Origin of the sequence: Streptomyces sp. NBC_01116 (assembly GCF_041435495.1) — a bacterium.
Classification (GTDB): domain Bacteria; phylum Actinomycetota; class Actinomycetes; order Streptomycetales; family Streptomycetaceae; genus Streptomyces.
Genome location: NZ_CP108644.1, coordinates 4,231,293 through 4,254,548, shown reverse-complemented (window position 1 = coordinate 4,254,548; position 23,256 = coordinate 4,231,293). Strand labels below are relative to the sequence as shown.

Here is a 23,256-nt window from a genome sequence, read left to right as displayed (position 1 = left end):
CGGGAGGTCGTTCCGGATGCCGAAGAGGGGGCGGAGCGGGGCCCCGGGGAGGTCACCGATCGGTATCGGCCGGTGTGTATAGTCGGCGACAGAAGGCCCTTACGCCAAGGAAAGACGAGGTCGCGCGGTGAAGAAGCTTCTCCTGGTCGCACTGGCCGCCATCGGCGGGCTCCTCGTGTACCGCCAGATCCAGGCGGATCGCGCCGAGCAGGATCTGTGGACGGAGGCGACCGACTCCGTGCCCGCAGGTTCGGGTGTGTGAGACGGCACAGTCTGTTACGGGCCCCGGTCGCTGAGCGGCCGGGGCTTCGTGCTGTTCGGGGCCCGTCGCTCGGCGTGCGGACCCTTCGCCGTGCCCGTGTCCTTCGCCGGGTGCGTGTGACGCCCGTACCTCGTGGTCTTCGGCCCTCGTGAGTTCACTTGAGCACATGAGTGCATTGCTCCAGTGAACTTCGGTGAGCCTCATCCGACTCCGGTGAGGTGTCGGCGAGGGCGGCAACGCGGACAAGAAGGGGCAATGCGGCTGTGGCCGGAGACAGCGGCGGTGCGGGCGGGGCAGGATGGACCGGCATCGCGGCCGGGCGGTCGACGGCACCGGCGTGTGGGGACGACGAGGGGAAGCGCGTGAAGAGGCAGCGCAACAGGGGCCGGGTGGTGGCCGCGGTACTCGCGGCGATGTGCGCGGCGGCGGCCCTGCCGGGGCAGGCGCACGCGGCGGGCCCCGGGGTGTACGCGTTCGACCCCGACGCGAAGAACGTGCAGGGCGCGGCGACCAACGTCGAGGCGTCCACGCTGGACGAGGGCGTCCCGTACCGCAGCCTGATCGAGCCGGGCGAGAAGCTCTACTACCGGGTCACGCTGGACGACGCCTCCGCCGCCTACGTCTCGGCGGTCGCGGTGCCCGGCGACAGCGGCGAGGTCGCCTACGGCGACGGCATCAGCGTCAGCCTCCGCGAGACCGACGACACCCGGTGCAGCTCGGAGCGGGCGTACTTCGGCTCGGGTGAGTACGCGCGCCCCATCGCCGCGTACGTCTCCCGGACCATCGAGGAGGGCAGCTCCACCTGCCAGGAGAGCGGCCAGTACGACGTCCTCGTCGAGCGCGAGAGCAAGGAGACGTCCAACTCCGACGCCTGGGACCTGGAGTTGCGCTTCCTCCAGGAGCCGCGGTTGAGGAGCGGGACGTCCATGCCGACCGACGGGCCCGACAGTTGGCCCTCGGCCTCGGCGCAGCCGCTGACCGGGAAGCAGCAGAAGCGGTCCGGCGGGGCCGGGTACTCCGAGGCCACCGGCCTGGAGGCCGGCCGCTGGCAGGACACGGTCGCCCCGGGGCAGACCCGCTTCTACCGGGTGCCGGTGGACTGGGGCCAGCAGATCCACGCCACCGCCGGTCTCTCCAACAGCACGAGTGCCGCTGACGATTTCGTGGGCAACGCGCTCACCCTGTCGCTGGACAACCCCGCCCAGGGGCATGTCTCCGACGCCACGCTGTCGTACTCCGGAGGGCCCGCCTCCGCGTCCCTGAGCCCGCTGCCGCCGGTGGCCTACCGCAATCGGTTCGACTCGTCGTCCCAGGTCAGCGCCATGCGCTTCGCGGGCTGGTACTACCTGTCGGTGTCCCTCAGCCCGAAGCTCAAGGAATTCTACGGGGAGAAGCCGATCCCGTTCGAGCTGGCGGTCCAGGTGAAGAACGACGCCGAGACGTCTCCGTACGAGGGTGACGCGGGGGTCTTCGGCGTCACCGACCAGGACCGGGACGTGGCCCGGAAGGGGAAGAACGCCCGGGAGGCCGCGCAGAGCGGGCCGATGAAGGTGGTCGCCGCGGCCGGTATCGGCACGGGTTCCGTGCTGGTGCTCGGGCTGGGCGTCTGGACGCTGCTGGCCCGCCGCCGTGCCGCCGGGTCCCCTGCCTCCGGTCGGCCGGCTTCGGGTCGGCCGGCCTAGGGTCGGTCGGCCGACGGGGGCCACCGGCCGCCGCGGGGCCGGTAGCCGGTCCGGCGGCGGGACCGTCAGATCTGGGTCAGGGCCCAGATTCCGACCGCGAAGCAGATCAGCGCCACCACCAGCACCCCGGCCGCCACCTTCGGAGGCGGCCCCGGACGCGTTCCCCGTACGGGCGCGTGGGGCGCGGCGTGCTGCACCGGCGGGGACGGCACCGGTGGTTGCTGATGCTGGGCGGTGTACGTGCGGGTCGCGGCGGGATCGCGCGGTACGCCGGAGGTCGGCGCCTGGGAGAGGTCCGGCGCGCCGACGGCGTACGGGGGCGGCGCGTCCGCCGTGAGTGGTGCGGCCTGCTGCTGCTCGAACCCTGGCCGGGCGTACGGCTGTTGCTGTGCGGGCGAGGCTCCGGGCGGGGGCGCGAGGTGGAAGCTGCCCGTCTCGGACATCGAGGTCGGGGGCGGTGCGTGGGTCTGCCGGCCGGGCCCGGGAACGGTCGGCCGCGCAGGGGCGGGTGCGGCCTCCTCGGGCTGCCGGGGGGCGGTGACGGGCCCGTCGGGGCCGAACCCGGCCGGCAGGGGCCCGATCTGGTCGAACACCTCCACCGGCTCGTCGTCCGGGCCGGGTTCGGGCAGCATCTCGACCGCCGCGGTCAGGGCCTTGCGCGCGCCCGTCGCGGTCCGGAACCGGGCGTGCGGGTCCGGCTGGAGCAGACCGGCGAGAACCTGCCACAGCGGCTCGGGAATGCCGTTGGGGGCGCTCGGTGTGCCGTGCTCGGCGAAGTGCTCCACCAGGGCCTGGGAGTCGGGCTTCTGGCCCTGGATGAGGTAGAGCGCGACCAGGCCGACCGCGAAGAGGTCCGCGGGGAAGTCGGGCTCGGCGCCCATCATCTGCTCGGGCGCGAAGTAACCGGGCGTGCCGACGACGTAGTTGGTCTCGGTAAGCCGTGGTTCGCCCTTGCGCATCGAGATGCCGAAGTCGGAGAGACGCAGATGCGGGCGGCCCGTTCCGGTCGCCTCCATCAGGATGTTGGCGGGCTTGATGTCGCGGTGCACCACTCCTTCGGCGTGCACCGTGGAGAGACCGGAGAGCAGCTGGTCCAGCAGCAGACAGACGAAGCGCGGGGGCAACGGGCCGTAGTCGCCGATGACATGGGCGAGCGAGCCGCCGCTCACCAGGTCCATGGTGAACAGGACCTTGTCGTCGTCGGCGGCCCAGCTGGCCGGGGCCAGCACGTGCGGGTGCTCGATGCGCAGGGCCTGCTCGCGGACGAAGCGCAGCAGTGTGTGCGCGTCGCTCTGCTGGAGCACCTTGGCAGCGACGTACCTGCGGCGGCGGTGGTCCCAGGCGCGCCAGACGGCGCCGACCCCGCCCCGTCCGATCGGATCGATCAGCTCGTACCGACCAGCGAAGACCTCACCCATTGTGCTGTGCCCGCTCCCCGTTCCCGTGGTGCCGCGGCGTCCGCCGCGGCCCGTGTTCCGGCCCCCGTGTCCCTGCCGGCACCAGGGCGTCGCGCGGTGCGCGCGTGCCCCGGCTCCGTCGTCCGTCGTGGTCCGGAGTCGCTAGCTCTGGTGTCCCTCGTAGTGCGCGACCGCCTCCGCGGTGCGCCCCGCTCCGTACACCCTGAGGAACTCTGCCAGCTCCGGGTGGGTCGGGGCGAGGGCGTCCGCGGCTTCGATGATGTCGCCGGCCGCCGAGACCGACCGCAGCAGGGACTGGATCTCGCGCACCACACGGCGGACCGTGGGAGCGCCGCCGGTGGAGGTGGTCTGGCCGGTGGCGGTCAGGACCGATCCGCCCTGCGACTTCTTGATCTCCTCCATGCGGTCGGTCGCCTCGCCCGCGCTGACGCTGCCGTCGGCGACCTGGCTCGCCAGCTCCTGGAGGGCCTGGACGCGCTGGACCACCGCGGGGTTCCCGATCTTGGCCCGCTGGCCGCTCATCAGCTGGGAGAGCATCGGGGCGGAGAGTCCGAGGACAGCGGCCAACCGGGCCTGGTTCAGGCCGAGATCATCGATCAGCCGACGGAAGAGCGCCCCCAACGGCTCCCCGTACCAACTGCGTTGAAGCTCTCTGGCTCTTGCCGTCGCCTCTTGTTGCGCTGCGTCCATGGCGTCTCCCCATCGCTGCGGCTTCGCTGCTGCGAACCTGCGAGCATCTTACGGAGCGTGGTCGCCCGCGGGGAGTCCCTATCCTTTTGCAGGATTACGGGGGTCACCCGGTACTCTGGTCCACGACGGTAGCCCTGGCACGGACGTGCTGGGTGTTGCCCTCGTTCGTTGTGACCAGGGGCCTTAGCTCAGTTGGTAGAGCGCTGCCTTTGCAAGGCAGATGTCAGGAGTTCGAATCTCCTAGGCTCCACTCTGGTAAACCCCTCTGACCTGCGGAAACGCGGCCAGAGGGGTTTCTTTGTGTCGGCCTTCGGTGCTGACGCAGCCGGGCGGTGAGGAGGGCCCGGGGCGACCTCGGTCCCGCAGGGCGGTGGTTCCCGGGGGCGCACAGGCGCGTCGTCCTGTCGGCCTCCGGGCGCCGGTCTCGTACGATCCGGAACTGTCCCGCTGCCTCCCGAGGGCCGATCGCCGGGGACACCAGGCACACTTCCTACGTAAACAGTCGAGCCACAAAAGGACTCAGGCATGATCACGTTGACGAAGGAAGACGGCCCGGCCGACCTGGGCGGGGTGACCCATCTGTCCATCGGGGCCTCCTGGGACCCCACCGTCGGGAGCAGCGGCGGTCTGATGGGGAAGCTCCGGCAGAAGGCCGGCACGGACCTCGACCTGATCGCCATCGCGTTGCAGGGCGGGGACCCGGTGCGGTTGGCCGGTCTGGACTCCCTGGACCCGCTGGGCAACGGATCGCTGGTGCACAGCGGCGACAACCAGACCGGGCACGGAGACGGTGACGACGAGACGGTGACCGTCGAGTTCGCCAAGATTCCTTCGAACATCACGTCGATCGTCTTCATCGCCGCCGCGTACAAGAAGCGCAGCGCGTTCAGCAACGCGCGCAACATCAGCTTCAAGGTGTACGACGCGACGGGCGGCAGCACGCAGCAGGTCGCCGACATCTGGCCGAGCATGCTCACCCAGGACAACGGCGTCGCCGTGGCCAAGGCGATCCGCGAGGGCGCCGGCTGGAAGCTCCAGGTGATCAACGAGACCGGGAAGATCAAGCAGGGTGACGAGCAGGCCCTGATGCGCTTCGCCGTGAGCCGGTAGTCGCCGGTGGGCGTGGCTCCGCCGCCGTCTCGGGGCGGAGCGGGGCGGGAAGAACGGAAGCGGCTGCGGTAACCGCCAGGGCGGTTACCGCAGCCGCTTCCGTTCTGTCAGGGGGTACGCGCGGGGCGCCCCGCGCCGGCCCGGGTCAGGGACGGTCGTCGAGACCGGGGGTGTCCCCCTCGACCGACTCGGCCTCGGCCTGCTTGGCCCTGACCTCCGGGTCGAGGTCGGCCCGGTCGGTGCCGTCGGCCGAGCTGAGCGGCGAACGCTCGTCGCCCACCTCGGTGGCGACGGGCGGCTCGACCAGCCAGTCCGGGTTGGCCTGCTTGTCCCACCAGCGCCAGGCGGCGTAGGCGCCGCCTGCCAGGACGCCCAGTACCAGGAACCCCTTCGCGGCGCGGCCGGCCTTGGCCCGTCGCTGGTGCTTCCTGGCGAGCTTCTGGATCTCCTTGGCCGTCACCTGGGTGCGCAGCGCCGCCAGGGCGGCCGCGCTGCGGGCGGAAGCCTGCTCGGCGACGGGCAGGGCGACCGACCGGGCGTGCTCGATGCGGGGGGCGGTGTAGTCGGCGGCGCTCCGTGCCGCCTTGCGGGTGGAGACGGCGGCGCGGTGCGCGGCCTCGTCGACCTTGGGCGGCACATGCGTCCGGGCCTGTTCGAGGCGTGGTGCGAGATGGGACGCGTACTGGACACGGGCCTGCTTGGCGGCCTTCGTCACCTTCGGCGCGAGTTGCGTACGAGCCTCGTGCGCGTAGTGGGCGGCCTGCTTCTTGGCTGTGTCGGCGTAGGGCGCCACCACTTCCGCGGCGTGCTGCGCGCTGTCCTTCGCCGAGTCGGTTGCGGCGCGCACGCTGTCGATGCGGGTCACGAGATCCTCCTCCTTGGTGGCGGGTAGGTACTCCGCCTGTCCGCCCAGTTCGAAATCATGCCTGTTGCGTTGATGCCTGGCATGCGGGACGGGCATCCGGGTCATGACCGTGATGTGCGGTCAAAACGGTTCATGGGTGAAGTGTGCCGACGACAATGCCATGGTTCGGTGGCGAACGCGCCGTTTCGTCCGGCATCCGGCCGCACATTTACCGGTCCGTGGGAGGATCGGCGGACGTCAGCGATGGATGTGGCGTCAGGTGAAGGACGAAGGAAGGCAGACCGTGGCCGAGCAGCTCTACGCCACCTTGAAGACCAACCGGGGCGACATCGAGATTCGGCTGCTGCCGAACCACGCCCCCAAGACGGTCCGTAACTTCGTCGAGCTGGCCACCGGGCAGCGCGAGTGGGTCAACCCGGAGACCGGCGAGAAGTCCACGGACCGGCTGTACGACGGCACCGTCTTCCATCGCGTCATCAGCGGTTTCATGATCCAGGGCGGCGATCCGCTGGGCAACGGCACCGGCGGCCCCGGCTACAAGTTCGCCGACGAGTTCCACCCGGAGCTGGGCTTCACCCAGCCCTATCTGCTGGCCATGGCGAACGCGGGCCCGGGGACGAACGGCTCGCAGTTCTTCCTGACCGTGTCCCCCACCGCCTGGCTGACCGGCAAGCACACCATCTTCGGCGAGGTGTCCGGTGAGGCGGGACGCAAGGTCGTCGACGCCATCGCGGCCGCCCCGACCAATCCGCGCACCGACCGTCCGCTCCAGGACGTGGTGATCGAGTCCGTGGTGGTCGAGACCCGCTGACGTCCGCTTCCCGGGAAGTCCCGCCGCGGGACCGCGGGACTGCCGGGCCGCGGGAACCAACCGCCCCGCCCGTCCGTACTGATACATAGCGGACCGGCGGGGCGGCCTTCTTCGCGCCGCCGGGCGACGAGGACCGAGAGGCAGGCCAGGACCGATGGACCAGCAGCCGCCGGGGGACCGTGCCGCCGCGGGAAGCGGTGCGCCGACACCGACCTGCTACCGCCACCCCGACCGTGAGACCGGCATCAGCTGTACGCGCTGCGGGCGGCCCATCTGCCCCGAGTGCATGGTCAGCGCCTCGGTCGGCTTCCAGTGCCCCGACTGCGTGCGCCAGGGCTCGGGCACCGGGCACCACCCGTCCGCCGCCCGGCCGCGCACGCTGGCCGGTGGCACGGTGGCCGCCGACCCCCGCCTGGTCACCAAGATCCTGCTCGGCATCAATCTCGCCCTCTTCCTCCTGGTCAGCATCCGTCCCGCGCTGGTGAGCGATCTGACGCTGGTCGGGCTGGCGTGGGACCCGAGCCCGCCGCCGGGATCCGTCGCAGGCGTCGCCGATGGCCAGTGGTACCGCCTGGTGACCTCGATGTTCCTGCACCAGGAAGTGGTGCACATCGGGTTCAACATGCTGGGCCTGTGGTGGCTCGGCGGGCAGCTGGAGGCCGCGCTCGGCCGGAGCCGCTACCTCGCGCTCTATCTGCTGTCCGGTCTTGCGGGCGGCGCCCTGACCTATCTGCTCGCCGTGCCCGGCCAGCAGTCGCTCGGGGCGTCCGGCGCGGTCTACGGCCTGTTCGGCGCCATCGCCGTCCTGATGCGCCGGATGAACTACGACCTGCGTCCGGTGCTGGTGCTGCTGGCGCTGAACCTGGCCTTCACCTACTTCAACCGGGACGGCATCGCCTGGCAGGCGCACGTCGGCGGTCTGATCGCGGGCGTGGTCATCGCCGTCGGCATGGTCCACGCCCCGCGCGAGCGGCGTACGGCGGTGCAGGTCGGCGCCTGCGCGCTCGTCCTGCTGGCGAGCGTCGGGATCATCGTCGCCCGCACGATGTCCCTCACGTGAGCCCGATTCCGAGCGGAACGGGCCCCTCCACCCTCAGGGTGACCGAAGTTGTCCACAGTGTGCGCAGAATCTTGTGCATGGCAAGAGGAACACCCGTTCCCCTTGTCGCTGATCTGGGTTTTTCCGTCAGGACAACGGGATGCAGCCCCCCTCGTCGAGGGGGGCTGCAGTCACACCGGCGTCAACTTGAGTGGGGGTTATCCACAGATCGTCTGACCTTTTCCCCCAGCTGTGGATAACTCTGTGGGTAACTCAGGGCAAGGCTTGCGCGGAGGTGTGCCGAGCGGATACGGCAGGGGCACGGCACGAGCGGCACGGGGCGAGCGGGCACGCCACGAGAGCCGTTCGCCGCCGACGCGGCGGCGGAGGAGCGTCGGCGGAGGCGGAGCGTCAGCGGCGGAGGAGCGTCACTTCCACTGCGTCGACACGGCGAAACCGCCGGCGATGAAGCCGAAGCCGACCACGATGTTCCAGTTGCCCAGGGCGTCGACCGGCAGATCGCCCTCGGTCAGGTAGAACACCACGATCCAGGCCAGCCCGATGAGGAACAGGGCCAGCATCACCGGAGCGACCCAACTGCGGTTGGTCAGCTTGATGGTCGTTGCCTGCTTCGCCGGGGGCGGCGTGAAGTCGGCCTTCTTGCGGATACGTGACTTCGGCACGAGGGACTCTCCTGTCGATGCGCTGCGTGACCGCGCAGGGATCTGTGGCGGGCGCCGGGGGCGGGGTGCCAGGGGGCATGCTGCCTCCCCCGAGCGTCCGTTAGCGTAGTGCTTCTCTGGCGCCTGATGAGATAAGGGTACGTTGAGCAATTCCGCCGACTCCCCAGAAGGCCCGGCCCGGCGCACTTCCGTGTGGGCGGTCCGGGGGCTCACCGCTGCGGTCTTCGCCCTGGCCGGACTGATCTTCGTCACCAGTGCCAACACCGCCAAGGGCACCAATCTGCGCAGCGACTCCTCCCTGTTGAAGCTCTCCGACCTGATCAGGGAGCGCAGCGAGAACAACGGCGAGCTGAACGACGCGGTCGCCGGCGCCCGTGCGGACGTCGACGCCCTCGCCCAGCGCGACGACGGCTCCACCAAGGCCGAGGACGCCCGGCTGAAGGCCCTGGAGAAGGCGGCCGGCACCACGAAGATCAGCGGTGACTCCGTCAGTGTGACGCTCGATGACGCGCCCCCCGACGCCACCGCCAACCCCGGCTACCCCGAGCCCCAGCCCAACGACCTGGTCATCCACCAGCAGGACCTTCAGGCCGTGGTGAACGCGCTGTGGCAGGGCGGGGCGCGGGGAATCCAGGTGATGGACCAGCGGCTGATCTCCACCAGCGCCGTCCGCTGCGTGGGCAACACGCTCATCCTCCAGGGCCGCGTCTACTCCCCGCCGTACAAGGTCACCGCGGTCGGCGACCCGGGCAAGCTCAAGCAGGCGCTCAACGACTCGACCGCGATCCAGAACTACCTGCTGTACGTGAAGGCGTACGGGCTGGGCTGGAAAGTCGACGAGAACGAGGCGGTGACTCTTCCCGGGTACTCGGGCACAGTGGATCTCCACTACGCACAGCCTGTGGAGTGAGCCCGAGCTGAGCCCCGGGGAGGCCGTCCGGTGTCGGTGCGAGTCGTCGTCAGAACCTTCAGCGAACTCTGCATCACCGTGGGTGCGCTGATCATCCTCTTCGTCGTCTACTTCCTGTTCTGGACCGGTGTGAAGGCGGCCGACGCGGCCGAGGGCGAGATCGACACCCTCCAGAGCCAGTGGGCCCGGGAGCCCGTGGCGCCGGCCCCGCCGCCCGCCTCCGCCAGGACGTCCCCGGCCGAGGAACCGGTCCCGTCCCCCGACCAGGACCAGGACCAGGACCAGGACCCGGTCCCGTACCGCGCCGGAAAGCCCTTCGCGATGATGCACATCCCGCGCTTCGGCGCCGACTGGGAGTGGCCCGTCCTGGAGAACACCGCGGTCGGAACCCTGAAGAAGGGGCTCGGGCACTACAGCGGAACGGCCCGCCCCGGCGACACGGGCAACTTCGCGGTGGCCGGGCACCGGCGGACGTACGGCGATCCCTTCAAGGACTTCCCGGAGCTGCGGCCCGGGGACGCGGTCGTCGTCAACGACGGCACGACCTGGTTCACCTACCGCGTCGCGAAGAAGCCGTACCGGACCGTGCCCACCGACACCGCCGTCGTCGACCCGGTGCCCCGCGGCTCCGGATTCGAGGACGCCGGACGCTATCTGACGCTCACCACGTGCGAGCCGGAATGGGGCAGCAGCCACCGGCTGATCGCCTGGGCGCATCTGGACGCGACACGGCCGGTGAGCGAGGGAAGGCCTCCGGAGCTCTCCGGCTGATCCGGGGCTTTTCCCCAGCTGACCCCCTCCTCGGCCGCGGCCCTCTAGTCTGGTGCGGGTACCGAATGGAGGGGTCAGCATGTACGGCTGGATCTGGCGGCATCTGCCGGGCAACGCATGGGTGCGGGGCGTCATCTCGCTCGTGCTGGTTCTGGCGGTCGTCTACGCGCTGTTCCAGTACGTGTTCCCCTGGGCCGAGCCGCTGCTGCCGTTCGGTGACGTGACCGTCGACGGCGAGAGCGCCGGTGGAGCAGGAGCCGGCCAGTGAGCGCACGCGTCCTCGTCGTGGACAACTACGACAGCTTCGTCTTCAACCTCGTCCAGTACCTCTACCAGCTCGGCGCCGAGTGCGAGGTGCTGCGCAACGACGAGGTGACCCCCGCCCACGCGCAGGACGGCTTCGACGGCGTCCTGCTCTCGCCGGGTCCCGGCACGCCCGAGCAGGCCGGCGTCTGCGTGGAGATGGTGCGCCACTGCGCGGACACCGGCGTGCCGGTCTTCGGCGTCTGCCTGGGGATGCAGTCGATGGCGGTCGCGTACGGCGGCGTCGTCGACCGGGCCCCCGAGCTGCTGCACGGCAAGACCTCGCCCGTGACCCACGAGGGCCAGGGCGTCTTCGCCGGACTGCCGTCCCCCTTCACCGCCACGCGCTACCACTCGCTCGCCGCCGAACCCGGCGCGCTGCCCCCGGAGCTGGAGGTCACCGCCCGCACGGCGGACGGCATCATCATGGGGCTGCGCCACCGGGACCGGGCCGTGGAGGGCGTGCAGTTCCACCCCGAGTCGGTGCTCACCGAGCACGGCCACCTGATGCTCGCCAACTGGCTGGAACAGTGCGGAGACCGGGGGGCCGTCGCGCGGTCGGCGGGGCTCGCGCCTGTGGTGGGCAAGGCCGCCGCGTGACCGCGGGCCGCCGCGGGCCCGACGCCGGACCGGGGGGCCCTGACGCGCGACGGGCGTACGGGGCCGACGGCGCGTTCGTGGCGGCGGTGGACGGCCTCGCGGATCCGCTCAACGATCCGCTGCCCGGCGGGCACGCCTCGCCGTGGTTCCGGACGGACAACATCCCGGGCGGACCGGGAGCGGACGGGACCGGAGCGGACGGACCCGGAGCGCTTCCCGGTCCGGGGCCCGGACCGGACCCCGGAACACGGGAATCCGTACCGGAGCCCGCGCTCGGACGCGTACCGGAGCCTCGGCCCGGCCACGCACCCCACCAAGGGCCTCAGCAGCCCCAGGGAGCCCCGAACGAGTGGTACGACCCCGCCGGGTACCAACGCGACTGGTACGGGCCCCAGGAGCCGTCCGCGCGAAGAGCGCCGGCCGAGGAGCGGGTCCAGGTCCCGGCCCAGGACCTCCCCGCCGAACCGCGCACCGAAGTCCTCACCGCCGTCGTCCCGGGGCCCCCAGAGCCCCCCACCGAGGTCATCAGCCGCGTTCCGGCCGAGCCGGAGCCCGGGCCCGACCCCGCCGCCCGCCCCGGCCCGCCTCCCACCGGCGGGCGGGCCGAGCGGCGGCGGGCGGCCAAGGGGCGCGGCCGGCGGCGTCCGGAACCCGTCGTGGAGCGGGCCGCCCCGGCCGCCCCGATGTCCCGGATGGAGGCCCGGCGCGCGGCGAAGGCGGCGAAGGACAGCCCGGCGGTCGTCGCCAGCCGGGTGGTCGGCGAGGTGTTCATCTCGCTGGGCGTCCTGATGCTGCTGTTCGTCACCTACCAGCTCTGGTGGACCAACATCCGGGCCGAGCAGATCGCCGGCAAGGAGACGAACCGGATCCAGGACGAGTGGGCCAACGGCGACCGCACGCCCGGGGTGTTCGCACCCGGACAGGGCTTCGCGATCATGCACATCCCCAAGCTGGACGTCGTCGCCCCGATCGCCGAGGGCATCGACAAGGAGAAGGTGCTCGACCGGGGGATGATCGGCCACTACGGCGAGGGCAGGCTCAAGACGGCGATGCCCTCCGACAAGCAGGGCAACTTCTCGGTGGCCGGTCACCGCAACACCCACGGCGAGCCGTTCCGCTACATCAACAAGCTGAACCCGGGCGACCCGATAGTGGTCGAGACGCAGGACGCGTACTACACGTACGAGATGGCCAGCATCCTCCCGCAGACCTCGCCGTCCAACATCTCGGTGATCGAGCCCGTACCGGCGGGATCGGGGTTCGAGGGCCCGGGCCGGTACCTCACGCTGACGACCTGCACCCCGGAATTCACGAGTACCTACCGGATGATCGTCTGGGGCAAGATGGTCGACGAACGGCCGCGCAGCCAGGGAAAGCCCGACGCGCTCGTCGGCTGAACATCCTCACGACAGGGACGGTGCGGTGGCAGCGAGGACCGAGCACGACGAGCGGGCCGACACGTCCACCTCCCCGCCCCCTGCACGCCGGGGAGGCCGCCACCCCGTCGCGACGGCCGTGAGCGTCTTCGGCGAACTGCTCATCACCGCCGGCCTGGTGCTCGCGCTGTTCGTCGCGTACTCCCTGTGGTGGACCAACGTGCTCGCCGACCGCGAGGCCGACAAGCAGGGCGACACGGTCCGCAGCCGGTGGGCGGACGGGCCGGGCGCCCTGGACACCAAGGACGGCATCGGCTTCCTGCACGTGCCCGCCATGAAGAACGGCGAGGTGCTGGTCAAGAAGGGCACCGACCCCGAGACCCTGAACAACGGCATCGCGGGCTACTACACGGACCCGGTCGAGTCGGCCCTCCCCTGGGACGACGAGGGCAACTTCACGCTGGCCGCCCACCGCGACGGGCACGGCGCGAAGTTCCACAACATCCACAAGCTGAAGAACGGCGATCCGGTCGTCTTCGAGACCAAGGACACCTGGTACGTCTACAAGGTCTACAAGACGCTCCCCGAGACGTCGAAGTTCAACGTCGACGTGATCCAGCCGGTCCCGGAGGAGTCGGGTGTCGAGGAGCCGGGCCGCTACATCACGCTGACGACCTGCACCCCGGTCTACACCTCGAAGTACCGGTACATCGTGTGGGGCGAGCTGGAGCGTACGGAGAAGGTCGACAAGGACCGCACGAAGCCGGTCGAACTGCGCTGAGCCGCCGGGGGACAGCCGCTCGCGCCCGGGTAGACGGGAAGGGCCCCGGTCACCATCGTGGTGACCGGGGCCCTTCCCTTGCCGTTCCGGGTGCGCGGTGGGTCAGTCGTCGCCCAGGCCTCCGATGAAGCCTCCGCCGTTGCCGCCGTTCCCGCCGTTGCCGCCGCCCTCGATGGTCACGAGGGTGACGGTGCTGCCCTTGTCCGCCTGGGTGGTCGGCGCCGGGCTGCTGGTGATCACCGTGGCGTTCGGCTTGTCGACCGAATTCGGGGCGAGCGCGACCACGAAGCCGAGCCCTTCGAGCTGGGACTTCACGTCCTGGTACGGCCTGTTGCCGATGTCACCGGGGATCGCGACCTGCTCCGGCTTCGCCGGCCCCTTGGAGACCTTCAGGACGATCTGTGCGTCCTTGGCCTGCTTGCTCGGTCCCGCGGGGGTCTGCTCGATCACCTCTCCGGCCGGCTTCTCCGAGTCCACGTCGGCCCGTGAGACGTTGGTGAACCCGAGCTGGTTGAGCTGGGCCACGGCGGCGTCGTACTGACGGGTCCGCACGTCGGGCATCGGGTCGGTCGTCTGCACGGCCACGGTGATGGTGATCTCGGCCCCGTCCTCGGCCTTCTCGCCGCCCTTGGGGTCCTGCTCGATCACGGTGCCCTCGGTCTTCTCGGACTCCTCCGTGGTGACGTTGACCGTGAAGCCCTTCTCCTCCAGGACCTCGCGGGCGCCGTCCTCGGACTTCTCCAGGACGTTGGGGACCTCGGTCTTCGGCGCTCCGGTGGAGACGACGACCGTGACGGTGCCGTCCTTGTCCATCAGCGACTCGGCCGACGGATCCTGGGAGCAGATCTCGCCCTTCTCCTGGTCCTCGCACGGCTCCTCGGCGCCGACCTTCACGGTGACGTCGGTCCTGGCCGCGAGTTTCTCCGCGTCCTGCACCGTGGTGCCCACCAGGTTCGGGGCCTTGATCTGGCCGTCGTCGCTGGTCGGCGTGAAGATCACCCGGCCGATCAGGATCGCGCCGATCAGCACCAGGATGCCCGCGACGACCAGCAGGATCGTCGAGGTGTTGCTCTTCTTCTGCTGGCGCCGGCGGCCCGAGCGGTCGTCGTAGCCGTAGCCGCCGTCGTCCGGGTTGACCGGCGGGAGCATCGAGGTCTGCGCGTTGTTCGGGTCGGTCGGGCGCAGGGCGGTGGTGGGCTGGTCGGGGTTGTAGCCGTCGTAGCCGCCGTACCCGGCCGCGCCCATCGCCGCCGTGGCCGCGACCGGCTGGCCGTCGAGGCAGGCCTCGATGTCGGCGCGCATCTCGTCGGCGGACTGGTAGCGGTAGTCCGGGTCCTTGGTGAGAGCCTTCAACACGATCGCGTCCATCTCGGGCGTGATCTCGGGGTCGAAGTTGCTCGGCGGCTGCGGCTCCTCCCGGACGTGCTGGTAGGCCACCGCGACGGGCGAGTCCCCCACGAACGGGGGCCGGACCGCGAGCAGCTCGTACAGCAGGCAGCCGGTGGAGTAGAGGTCGGAGCGCGCGTCGACCTGCTCGCCCTTGGCCTGCTCCGGGGAGAGGTACTGGGCGGTGCCGATGACCGCGGCGGTCTGCGTCATCGTCATCCCGGAGTCGCCCATGGCACGGGCGATGCCGAAGTCCATGACCTTGACCTGGCCGGTGCGCGTCAGCATGACGTTCGCCGGTTTGATGTCGCGGTGGACGATCTGGGCGCGGTGCGAGTACTCCAGGGCCTGGAGGATGCCGACCGTCATCTCCAGCGTGCGCTCGGGGAGCAGCCTGCGACCGGAGTGCAGGAGCTCTCTCAGCGTCGACCCGTCGACGTACTCCATCACGATGTACGGGATGGAGACCCCGTCGACGTAGTCCTCGCCGGTGTCGTACACGGCGACGATCGCGGGGTGGTTGAGCGAGGCGGCCGACTGGGCCTCACGGCGGAACCGGGCCTGGAACGACGGGTCACGGGCCAGATCGGCCCGGAGCGTCTTCACAGCTACGGTGCGGCCGAGCCGGGTGTCGTGCGCGAGGTAGACCTCGGCCATGCCACCACGGCCGAGCACCGAGCCCAGCTCGTACCGGCCGCCGAGGCGACGCGGCTCTTCCATAACTGTTCCAGCCCTCTCCGTCAGTCCCGACCGCACCCGTGTGTGGTCCGCGGCGGTGCGCTGTTCGCGCATACGCTACCGGGCACGGGTGACGTGATCAGCCCGCACCCGTCAGCCGATATCCGACCGGTATCCGATGTCCGGTATGACGGGCGGCCGCCGTGACAGGTCTCACTTCTTGCTGTCGATGACCGCTTTCATCACATCGCGCGCGATGGGGGCGGCCAGCCCGCCGCCGGAGATGTCGTCCCGGTTGGCGTTGCCGTCCTCGACCACGACGGCGACGGCGACCGGAGAGCCGCTGTCGGTCTTCGCGTACGAGATGAACCAGGCGTACGGCTTCTCGCTGTTGTTCAGACCGTGCTGTGCCGTACCGGTCTTGCCACCCACGGTGACGCCGGGGATCCGCGCGTTGGTTCCCGTACCGTCCTTGACGACGGTCTCCATCATCTGCTGGACCTTCTGGGCGTTCTCACCGGAGAGCGCGCGGCTGAGCTCCTCGGGCTCGTGGGTGTAGACCGGGTCCAGGTTGGGCGCCTGCCGCTCGGCGACCATGTACGGCCGCATCAGCTTGCCGTCGTTGGCGATCGCGGAGGCCACCATGGCCATCTGGAGCGGGGTGGTCCGGTTGGACGCCTGGCCGATGCCGGCCATCGCGTTCTGCGGCCTGTTGTCCTCGGGATAGATGCTCGCGTCGGCGCGGACGGGCGTGAAGACTTCCTTGTTGAAGCCGAACTTGTCCGTCTGCTCGATCATCTTCTTGTTGCCGAGGTCGTCGCTCATCTTCCCGAAGACGGTGTTGCACGACACCCGCAGGGCCTCGCGCAGCGTGGCGTTCTCGCAGGGGATGTCGCCCTCGTTCTGGAGAGGCGTGGTGGACTGCGGCAGCGTCCAGGGCAGCGGCGACTCCGTCTTCGCGTCGATGTCGTCGTAGAGCCCGTTCTCCAGGGCGGCGGCGGCGGTGACGACCTTGAAGGTGGAGCCCGGGGGGTAGGTTTCGCGCAAGGCCCGGTTGAGCATCGGCTTGTCCTTGTCCTTCAGGAGCTTCTGCCGGTTTTCCGAGTCCTTGAGGGAGTTGCCGGCGAAGACCGAGGGGTCGTAGGACGGGGTGCTGGCGAGGGCGAGGATGGCGCCGCTCTTCGGGTCGAGGGCGACCACCGCGCCCTTCTTCTCGCCGAGCCCCTTGAAGGCGGCCCTCTGGGCGTCGCCGTTCAGCGTGGTGACGATGTTGCCGCCGCGCTTCTTCTCGCCGGTGAACATCGACAGCGTCCGGTCGAAGAACAGCTGGTCGTCGTTGCCGGTGAGGATGCCGTCCTCCAGGTTCTCCAGCTGCGAGGAGTCGAAGGCCTGTGAGGAGTAGCCGGTCACGGGGGCCCACAGGGGGCCGTTCTTCCAGACCCGCTTGTACGTGAAGTCGCTGTCCTCGGTCTCGGCGGAGCCGGTGACCGCCTTGCCGTCGACGATGATGTCGCCGCGCTCGTGGGCGTACCGCTCGATCTCGACGCGGCGGTTGTACTTGTGGCTGGTCAGCTCGTCGGCGCGGACGTACTGGAGCCAGTTGTCCCGGATGAGGAGCGAGAGGACGAGGATGCCGCAGAAGATCGCGACGCGGCGCAGCGGCTTGTTCACGGTCGGACCACCTGCGTCATCTCGGCGTCGGTGGAGGGCGCGGGAGCCGGCGCGGGACGGCGGGCGGTGTCGCTGATGCGGATCAGGATGCCGATCAGGGCCCAGTTGGCGATGACCGAGGACCCGCCGGCCGCGAGGAACGGCATCGTCATACCGGTGAGCGGGATGAGGCCCATGACACCGCCGGCGACGACGAAGACCTGGATGGCGAAGGCGCCGGAGAGCCCGATGGCCAGCAGCTTGCCGAACGGGTCGCGGGCGGCCAGCGCGGTGCGCACACCGCGCTCGACGATCAGCCCGTACAGCAGGAGGAACGCCATCACACCGGCGAGCCCGAGCTCCTCGCCCACGGTGGCGAGGATGAAGTCGGTGTTGGCGGCGAAGAGGATGAGGTCGGAGTTGCCCTGACCGAGCCCGGTCCCGAGCGTGCCGCCGGAGCCGAAGGCCATCAGCACCTGCGCCATCTGCTCACTGGCGGCATGCGTGCCCCAGCCGGCGAAGGGGTCGAGCCAGGCGGTCACACGGTCCTGCACGTGCGGCTCGAAGGAGGCCACGCCGACCGCGCCCACGGCCGACATGGTCAGACCGAAGACGATCCAGCTGGTGCGCTCGGTCGCCACGTAGAGCATGACGACGAACATGCCGAAGAAGAGGAGCGAGGTGCCGAGGTCGGTCTCGAAGACGAGGATCAGGATCGACATCGCCCAGATGGCCAGGATCGGACCGAGGTCGCGACCGCGGGGCAGGTACATGCCCATGAAGCGGCGGCTGGCCAGGGCCAGGGCGTCGCGCTTCACCATCAGATAGCCGGAGAAGAAGATCGCGATGACGATCTTCGCGAACTCACCGGGCTGGATGGAGCCGATACCGGGGATGGTGATCCAGATCTTCGCGCCGAACTGGGCCGGGAAGAACATCGGCAGGATCAGCAGGATGAGCGCCACCACCATGGAGATGTAGGTGTAGCGCTGGAGGATGCGGTGGTCCTTGAGGAGGAGCAGCACACCGATGAACAGGGCCACGCCCATCGCCGAGAAGAGCAGCTGCTTGGAGGCGGCGGGCGCGAAGCTGGGGAGCCGCGCCAGCCGCTCCGACTGGTCCAGGCGCCAGATCAGCGCGAGGCCCAGGCCGTTCAGCAGGGTGGCCAGCGGCAGCAGCAGCGGATCGGCGTACTTGGCGAATCTGCGCACCACGAGGTGGGCGACGCCGCCGAGCAGGGCGAGGCCCGCCCCGTAGCCGAGCATGCCCGCGGGCAGTTCGCCGTTGAGGGCGAGGCCCACGTTGGCGTAGGCGAACACCGAGATGGCGACGGCGAAGACGACGAGCGCCAGCTCGGTGTTACGGCGGCTCGGTGCGTCGATCGCGCCGATGGTGGTCGTGTTGGTGACAACGCTCATGGTGCTGAAGGCCCCCTACGGCTTACTGCTTACCGCACTGCGGGACCAGCTTCTTCTCTTCCTCCGAGAGGCTGGGGCCGGGAGTGGGAGCGGTGGTCGGCTTGGTCCCCTTGGCGGAGGACGTGGCGGAAGTCCTGGTGGCGGGGGCTCCGGCGGTGCCGCCGGCCTCGCCCTCGCCCGTACGGGCCCGGTTCTCGGCGTCGGCCGCGCGGCGTTGCGCGTCCTTCTTGCAGGCGGAGGCCTGGGCGGCGAGCTCGGCGACCTTCTCGCGGGCGTCGGTGATGTTGCCCTCGGCGATCGTCGCCTCGACCTGCTTGCGCTGGTACGGCGGCAGGTACTTGAGCTCGATCTCGGGGTGGTTCTTCTCGACCGTCGAGAGCGAGATCCAGGCGAGGTCCTGGCTGATGCCCTGGAAGAGCGCGACGTTCTCGTCCTGCGCGCCGACGTAGTACTGCGTCTGGGTCCAGCGGTAGCCGCCGTACAGACCGCCGCCGATCACGGCCAGCGCGAGCACGATGAAGACGGAACGCTTCAGCCAGGTGCGGCCGCCGCCCGGTTTGACGAAGTCCTCGTCCGTGTAGGCGTCGTAGGAGCCGTCCGGCATGCCCCCGTAGCCGACGTCGCCGCTGCCGGGCGGGCCGAAGCCGCCGGCGGGCGGGGGCACGGGGCGGCCGAGGCCGGCCGCGCGCCCGGCGGGCGTCTGCATGGCCCCGCCGTCGCCCAGTTGGGCCTGGTTCTCCGCGACCGCGCCGACGACGACCGGGGTGTCGTTGAGCTGCGCGGCCAGGGTGTCGTTGTTGTCGACGTCCAGGACGTCGGCCACGATGCAGGTGATGTTGTCCGGGCCGCCACCGCGCAGAGCGAGCTGGATCAGCTCCTGGATGGTCTCCTGCGGGCCCTGGTAGCTGGCGAGGGTCTCTTCCATCGTCTGGTGGGAGACAACGCCGGAGAGGCCGTCCGAGCAGATCAGATAGCGGTCGCCGGCACGGACCTCACGGATGGAGAGGTCCGGTTCGACATGGTCGCCGCTGCCCAGCGCCCGCATCAGCAGGGAGCGCTGCGGGTGGGTGGTGGCCTCTTCCTCGGTGATCCTGCCCTCGTCGACGAGGCGCTGCACCCAGGTGTGGTCCTGGGTGATCTGCGTCAGGACGCCGTCCCGCAGCAGGTACGCGCGGGAGTCGCCGACGTGCACCAGGCCGAGGCGCTGACCGGTCCAGAGCAGGGCGGTGAGCGTGGTGCCCATGCCCTCCAGCTGGGGGTCCTCCTCGACCATGACGCGCAGCTGGTCGTTGGCCTGCTGAACGGCCGTGCCGAGCGAGGTCAGGAGATCGGATCCCGGTACGTCGTCGTCGAGCGGGACGAGAGTGGAGATCACCTCGGAGCTGGCGACCTCTCCGGCCGCCTGACCGCCCATGCCGTCGGCGATGGCGAGAAGCCGGGGACCGGCATAGCCGGAGTCCTCGTTGCCCTCCCGGATCATGCCCTTGTGCGACCCGGCGGCGAAGCGCAGCGACAGACTCATGCGCACCTGCCCCGTCGAGTCCGCCTCGGGGTACAGCCTGTCTCGAGCCACACTGCCCACCCTCCGGTCGGGAACCGGGCAGCGTCCGCCGTCGGGACCGCCGCGGCTCGCTCGCTCCGCTCGCTCATTGTCGTACTACTTCCGCAGCTCGATGACGGTCTTGCCGATACGGATCGGCGCGCCCAGCGGAACTGGTGTCGGGGTGGTGAGCCGGGTCCGTTCCAGATACGTGCCGTTGGTGGACCCGAGATCCTCGACGATCCACTGGCCGTCACGGTCCGGGTAGATCCTGGCATGCCTGCTGGACGCGTAGTCGTCGTCCAGCACGATCGTTGAATCGTGGGCCCGGCCCAGGGTGATGGTCTGGCCCTGGAGCGCGACCGTCGTGCCCGTGAGCGTGCCTTCGGACACGACCAGCTTCGTGGGTGCCCCGCGGCGCTGCCGCCCGGGCTGCTGGCGCTGCTGGGGCGGCGCCGCTTGTTGTTGTTGGCGGCCCTGTTGGGGGCGCGCGTCGGCGGCAGTGCGGCGTGAGCCGCGCTGCGTGACGCGCGTTCCGAACAGGTCGCTGCGGATGACCTGAACGGCCACGATGACGAACAGCCACAGAACAGCCAGGAAACCTAGCCGCATGACCGTCAGGGTCAGCTCTGACATTGCCCCCGCTTCACCCTTCGGCTTGCCGGTAAACGATGGTGGTGCTGCCCACGACGATCCGCGAGCCGTCGCGGAGCGTAGCGCGGGTGGTGTGCTGCCCGTCTACCACGATGCCGTTGGTAGACCCGAGATCCTGGATCGTCGAGGGCGTTCCGGTCCGGATCTCACAGTGCCGGCGCGATACGCCGGGATCGTCGATCCGCACGTCGGCGTCGGTGGATCGTCCCATCACCAACGTCGGGCGGGAGATCTGATGGCGGGTGCCGTTGATCTCGATCCAGCGCCGTGTCCGGGCGTCCGGCAGGGGGCCGGGCGCGGCCGGCGGGCGCCGGTCGTTCGTGGGGGCCGAGGGCCGTCCGGCGCCGGGCGGCGGGGCCGCGGGCATCGGCGGAGCGGCGCTCGGGGGGTAGCCGTAGCCGCCGGGAGCCTGCGGGGCGGCGGGCCGCCCGGCCGCGGGCTGCTGGGGCTGGGCCGACGGGTCCTGCTGTGACGAACTCGATGCCAGCGTGCGGCTGCGGACCCGGTAGAGCCCGGTGTCGAGGTCGTCGGCCTTCTCCAGGTGGACCTTGATCGGCCCCATGAAGGTGTAGCGCTGCTGCTTGGCGTAGTCGCGCACCAGGCCGGAGAGCTCGTCGCCCAGTTGTCCGGAGTACGGGCTGAGCCGCTCGTAGTCGGGTGTGCTGAGCTCGACGATGAAGTCGTTGGGGACGACGGTCCGCTCGCGGTTCCAGATCGTCGCGTTGTTGTCGCACTCGCGCTGGAGGGCGCCGGCGATCTCGACGGGCTGCACCTCGGACTTGAAGACCTTGGCGAAGGTGCCGTTGACCAGCCCCTCGAGGCGCTGCTCGAAACGCTTCATGACCCCCATGGGGCACCTCCTCCGTTGTCATCGTCCCTGTACTGCTTACTGATCGTATCCACGCGTCGGGAAATCGGCTGGTTCCCCTTGTCTGGCCTGTGGATGAGTGTCACCCCTCACACGGATCGTAGAGGTGGCCTCCTCACAGTGTCCCGCACCCGGGAGGCACTCCGGAGGAGTGGGGGCGATGGTTCGGGGTTCCCGCTTCCCCTGCCGGAGCGGACGAAACAACGGATGTGATTCCACCCTGTTCATCGTGCTAATCTTCCGGATGTCGCCAGGCGCTCGCACCACACGGTGAGAGAGTCTGGAAACACCACTCTTGCGCGAGTGGCGGAACGGCAGACGCGCTGGCTTCAGGTGCCAGTGTCCTTAGGGACGTGGGGGTTCAAATCCCCCCTCGCGCACGACGGACATCGAAGTGGGTGTCCTGGTAGCACTGACGAAATGGTCGGCATCGTGATTACGATGTCGGCCATTTCGCTTTCCCCGCGCCGGCCCGGTTGTCCGGCTCGGTTGTCCGGCTCGGTTGTCCGACCCGGTAGGGGATCGACAGGACGGCTCGCCGGTGTCAGGGCATCGACAGGCCGGATCGGCGGTGTTGTGATGGCGCGGAATCCGGCGGGCGTCCGGACCACCGCCGGCCGTTCCCGTACCGCTGGGCTTCTCCACGTTCTCGGCGGTCCGTGTTTTCGGCGGGTGGGCGGGGTACGGACAGGCGGGGTGAGGAGGAGCGGCAGCAGGTGTCCGCGGGCGGTGATCCACCGGGTGTGGGCATGGTTTCCGGACAGACCGATGGCCGGTGCAACGGCGCACTTGCATACGCTGGCCGCAGAGGTTGGATCGACGGCGACTCGGCGGTGAAGGGCTGAGCGCACAGAACGTCCCGGAGGCAGGAAATGGCGAAGCAGGCTCGCGCAGTCCAGACGTGGCGGTCGATCGTGGATGCCGCGGCGAGTGTCTTCGACGACTACGGCTACGAGCGTGCGGCCATCTCGGAGATTCTCCGCCGCGCCAAGGTCACCAAGGGGGCCTTGTACTTCCATTTCGCCTCCAAGGAGGCCATCGCGCAGGCGATCATGGACGAGCAGACCTCCACGGTCGAGTTCGAGCAGGACGGCTCGCCGCTCCAGTCCCTGGTGGACGGTGGCCAGCAGTTCGCTTTCGCCCTGCGCCACAACTCGATGGCCCGGGCCGGTACCAGGCTCTCCATCGAGGGCGTCTTCCTCGGCGGGCCGCATCCGTGGGGCGACTGGATCGACGCGACGGCCCGGATGCTGGAGCTGGGCCAGGAGCGCGGCGAGGTGTTCCCTCAGATCGACCCGATGGTGTCAGCCAAAATCATCGTCGCTTCGTTCACCGGTATCCAGCTGGTCTCGGAGGCCGACTCGGGCCGGGCAGACCTGCGCGAGCAGGTGGCGGAGATGTGGCGCCACATCCTGCCGTCGATCGCTCATCCCGGTGTCATCGCCCACATCAAGCCGGAGGGCCGGGTGGATCTGGCGGCCCAGGCGCGCGAGAAGGCGGAGCGTGAGGAGCAGGAGGCCAGGATCGCCGCGGAGGGCAAGGGAGCGGGCGCCGATCCCGTTGTCGACGCGGGCTCCCGGTCGGGCGGGTCAGGTCTGCGGGGCGGTGGATCCGGCCGTGGTCCGCGGGCCGGCGGGGCCGGCGACGAGGGCGACGAGGAACCCGCAGGCGCGGGCGTCGCGGCCGGGGGCGTCGTCGTCTGATCCGCTCGGGGCACGCTGTCTTTCCCGGGGCGTGCTGTGTTTCACGTGAAACGTCCGA

The 23,256-nt window shown here is 70.1% G+C and carries 22 protein-coding genes and 2 tRNA genes; 14 read left to right on the top strand and 10 right to left on the bottom strand.

Going from position 1 to position 23,256, the window contains the following annotated elements:
* Positions 1–127: 127 nt before the first annotated feature.
* Both OG245_RS18510 and OG245_RS18505 read left to right on the top strand, forming a co-directional pair.
* Positions 128–262 (top strand): DLW-39 family protein, encoded by a 135-nt coding sequence (locus tag OG245_RS18510; RefSeq protein ID WP_003958712.1) that lies wholly within the window; start codon positions 128–130, stop codon positions 260–262.
* 362 nt (positions 263–624) lie between these two features.
* Complete coding sequence (locus OG245_RS18505; protein WP_371624617.1) at positions 625–1,944, top strand: hypothetical protein; 1,320 nt, start codon at positions 625–627, stop codon at positions 1,942–1,944.
* Between the two features lie 65 nt (positions 1,945–2,009).
* On the opposite strand, the gene OG245_RS18500 is transcribed toward OG245_RS18505, so the two are convergent.
* Together OG245_RS18500 and OG245_RS18495 are read right to left on the bottom strand one after the other, a co-directional pair.
* Complete coding sequence (locus tag OG245_RS18500) at positions 2,010–3,362, bottom strand: serine/threonine protein kinase (RefSeq protein ID WP_371624616.1); 1,353 nt, start codon at positions 3,360–3,362, stop codon at positions 2,010–2,012.
* Positions 3,363–3,503: 141 nt separating this feature from the next.
* Positions 3,504–4,052 (bottom strand): helix-turn-helix domain-containing protein, encoded by a 549-nt coding sequence (locus OG245_RS18495; protein WP_371624615.1) that lies wholly within the window; start codon positions 4,050–4,052, stop codon positions 3,504–3,506.
* Between the two features lie 177 nt (positions 4,053–4,229).
* Here OG245_RS18495 and OG245_RS18490 point away from each other — a divergent pair.
* Together OG245_RS18490 and OG245_RS18485 are read left to right on the top strand one after the other, a co-directional pair.
* A tRNA-Ala gene (locus OG245_RS18490) sits at positions 4,230–4,302 on the top strand.
* A gap of 275 nt (positions 4,303–4,577) precedes the next feature.
* A complete protein-coding gene (locus tag OG245_RS18485) occupies positions 4,578–5,162 on the top strand; it encodes a TerD family protein (protein ID WP_007447254.1) in 585 nt (194 codons plus the stop codon).
* A gap of 145 nt (positions 5,163–5,307) precedes the next feature.
* On the opposite strand, the gene OG245_RS18480 is transcribed toward OG245_RS18485, so the two are convergent.
* The gene (locus OG245_RS18480; protein WP_371624614.1) at positions 5,308–6,027 is read right to left on the bottom strand and encodes a DUF5324 family protein; all 720 of its coding nucleotides are present in this window, start codon (positions 6,025–6,027) and stop codon (positions 5,308–5,310) included.
* A 283-nt stretch (positions 6,028–6,310) separates the two neighbouring features.
* Here OG245_RS18480 and OG245_RS18475 point away from each other — a divergent pair, with 283 nt between their 5' ends.
* Together OG245_RS18475 and OG245_RS18470 are read left to right on the top strand one after the other, a co-directional pair.
* A complete protein-coding gene (locus OG245_RS18475; protein WP_371624613.1) occupies positions 6,311–6,838 on the top strand; it encodes a peptidylprolyl isomerase in 528 nt (175 codons plus the stop codon).
* Between the two features lie 154 nt (positions 6,839–6,992).
* Positions 6,993–7,898 carry a rhomboid family intramembrane serine protease gene (locus tag OG245_RS18470; protein ID WP_371624612.1) on the top strand — a complete coding sequence of 302 codons (906 nt, stop codon included), beginning with the start codon at positions 6,993–6,995 and terminating at the stop codon, positions 7,896–7,898.
* A 407-nt stretch (positions 7,899–8,305) separates the two neighbouring features.
* Here the strand turns inward: OG245_RS18470 and crgA are convergent, their stop codons facing one another.
* Positions 8,306–8,560: a cell division protein CrgA gene (gene crgA / locus OG245_RS18465; RefSeq protein WP_371624611.1), complete on the bottom strand. Its 255-nt coding sequence runs from the start codon at positions 8,558–8,560 to the stop codon at positions 8,306–8,308.
* 142 nt (positions 8,561–8,702) lie between these two features.
* Between crgA and OG245_RS18460 the strand changes: the two genes are divergently transcribed.
* From OG245_RS18460 to OG245_RS18435, 6 genes are all read left to right on the top strand, one after another.
* The gene (locus tag OG245_RS18460; RefSeq protein WP_371624610.1) at positions 8,703–9,470 is read left to right on the top strand and encodes a DUF881 domain-containing protein; all 768 of its coding nucleotides are present in this window, start codon (positions 8,703–8,705) and stop codon (positions 9,468–9,470) included.
* Between the two features lie 30 nt (positions 9,471–9,500).
* The gene (locus OG245_RS18455) at positions 9,501–10,241 is read left to right on the top strand and encodes a class E sortase (protein WP_371624609.1); all 741 of its coding nucleotides are present in this window, start codon (positions 9,501–9,503) and stop codon (positions 10,239–10,241) included.
* A gap of 79 nt (positions 10,242–10,320) precedes the next feature.
* Entirely contained in the window at positions 10,321–10,509 is a 189-nt protein-coding gene (locus OG245_RS18450) for a hypothetical protein (RefSeq protein ID WP_371624608.1), read from the top strand.
* Positions 10,506–11,144 (top strand): aminodeoxychorismate/anthranilate synthase component II, encoded by a 639-nt coding sequence (locus tag OG245_RS18445; protein WP_371624607.1) that lies wholly within the window; start codon positions 10,506–10,508, stop codon positions 11,142–11,144. Before OG245_RS18450 ends, OG245_RS18445 begins: the two co-directional genes overlap by 4 nt.
* Positions 11,141–12,541 (top strand): class E sortase, encoded by a 1,401-nt coding sequence (locus OG245_RS18440; RefSeq protein ID WP_371624606.1) that lies wholly within the window; start codon positions 11,141–11,143, stop codon positions 12,539–12,541. Before OG245_RS18445 ends, OG245_RS18440 begins: the two co-directional genes overlap by 4 nt.
* A gap of 25 nt (positions 12,542–12,566) precedes the next feature.
* Entirely contained in the window at positions 12,567–13,301 is a 735-nt protein-coding gene (locus OG245_RS18435) for a class E sortase (protein WP_371624605.1), read from the top strand.
* A gap of 102 nt (positions 13,302–13,403) precedes the next feature.
* Here OG245_RS18435 and pknB read toward each other — a convergent pair whose 3' ends face one another.
* From pknB to OG245_RS18405, 6 genes are all read right to left on the bottom strand, one after another.
* Positions 13,404–15,407, bottom strand: coding sequence for a Stk1 family PASTA domain-containing Ser/Thr kinase (gene pknB, locus OG245_RS18430; protein ID WP_371624604.1), 2,004 nt, complete (start codon positions 15,405–15,407; stop codon positions 13,404–13,406).
* A gap of 171 nt (positions 15,408–15,578) precedes the next feature.
* The gene (locus OG245_RS18425; protein ID WP_371624603.1) at positions 15,579–17,036 is read right to left on the bottom strand and encodes a peptidoglycan D,D-transpeptidase FtsI family protein; all 1,458 of its coding nucleotides are present in this window, start codon (positions 17,034–17,036) and stop codon (positions 15,579–15,581) included.
* Positions 17,033–18,433 (bottom strand): FtsW/RodA/SpoVE family cell cycle protein, encoded by a 1,401-nt coding sequence (locus OG245_RS18420; protein ID WP_073799918.1) that lies wholly within the window; start codon positions 18,431–18,433, stop codon positions 17,033–17,035. The genes OG245_RS18425 and OG245_RS18420 overlap by 4 nt, the downstream gene beginning before the upstream one ends.
* 22 nt (positions 18,434–18,455) lie before the next feature.
* Positions 18,456–19,955 carry a PP2C family serine/threonine-protein phosphatase gene (locus tag OG245_RS18415; protein ID WP_371627915.1) on the bottom strand — a complete coding sequence of 500 codons (1,500 nt, stop codon included), beginning with the start codon at positions 19,953–19,955 and terminating at the stop codon, positions 18,456–18,458.
* A gap of 135 nt (positions 19,956–20,090) precedes the next feature.
* Complete coding sequence (locus OG245_RS18410; protein WP_003967913.1) at positions 20,091–20,609, bottom strand: FHA domain-containing protein; 519 nt, start codon at positions 20,607–20,609, stop codon at positions 20,091–20,093.
* Between the two features lie 10 nt (positions 20,610–20,619).
* Positions 20,620–21,477, bottom strand: coding sequence for a DUF3662 and FHA domain-containing protein (locus OG245_RS18405; protein WP_073867179.1), 858 nt, complete (start codon positions 21,475–21,477; stop codon positions 20,620–20,622).
* A gap of 315 nt (positions 21,478–21,792) precedes the next feature.
* Here OG245_RS18405 and OG245_RS18400 point away from each other — a divergent pair.
* Positions 21,793–21,875: transfer RNA gene (locus OG245_RS18400), tRNA-Leu, on the top strand.
* 492 nt (positions 21,876–22,367) lie between these two features.
* On the top strand, positions 22,368–23,198 hold the full coding sequence (locus OG245_RS18395) for a ScbR family autoregulator-binding transcription factor (RefSeq protein ID WP_371624602.1): 831 nt from the start codon (positions 22,368–22,370) through the stop codon (positions 23,196–23,198).
* Positions 23,199–23,256: the final 58 nt, after the last annotated feature.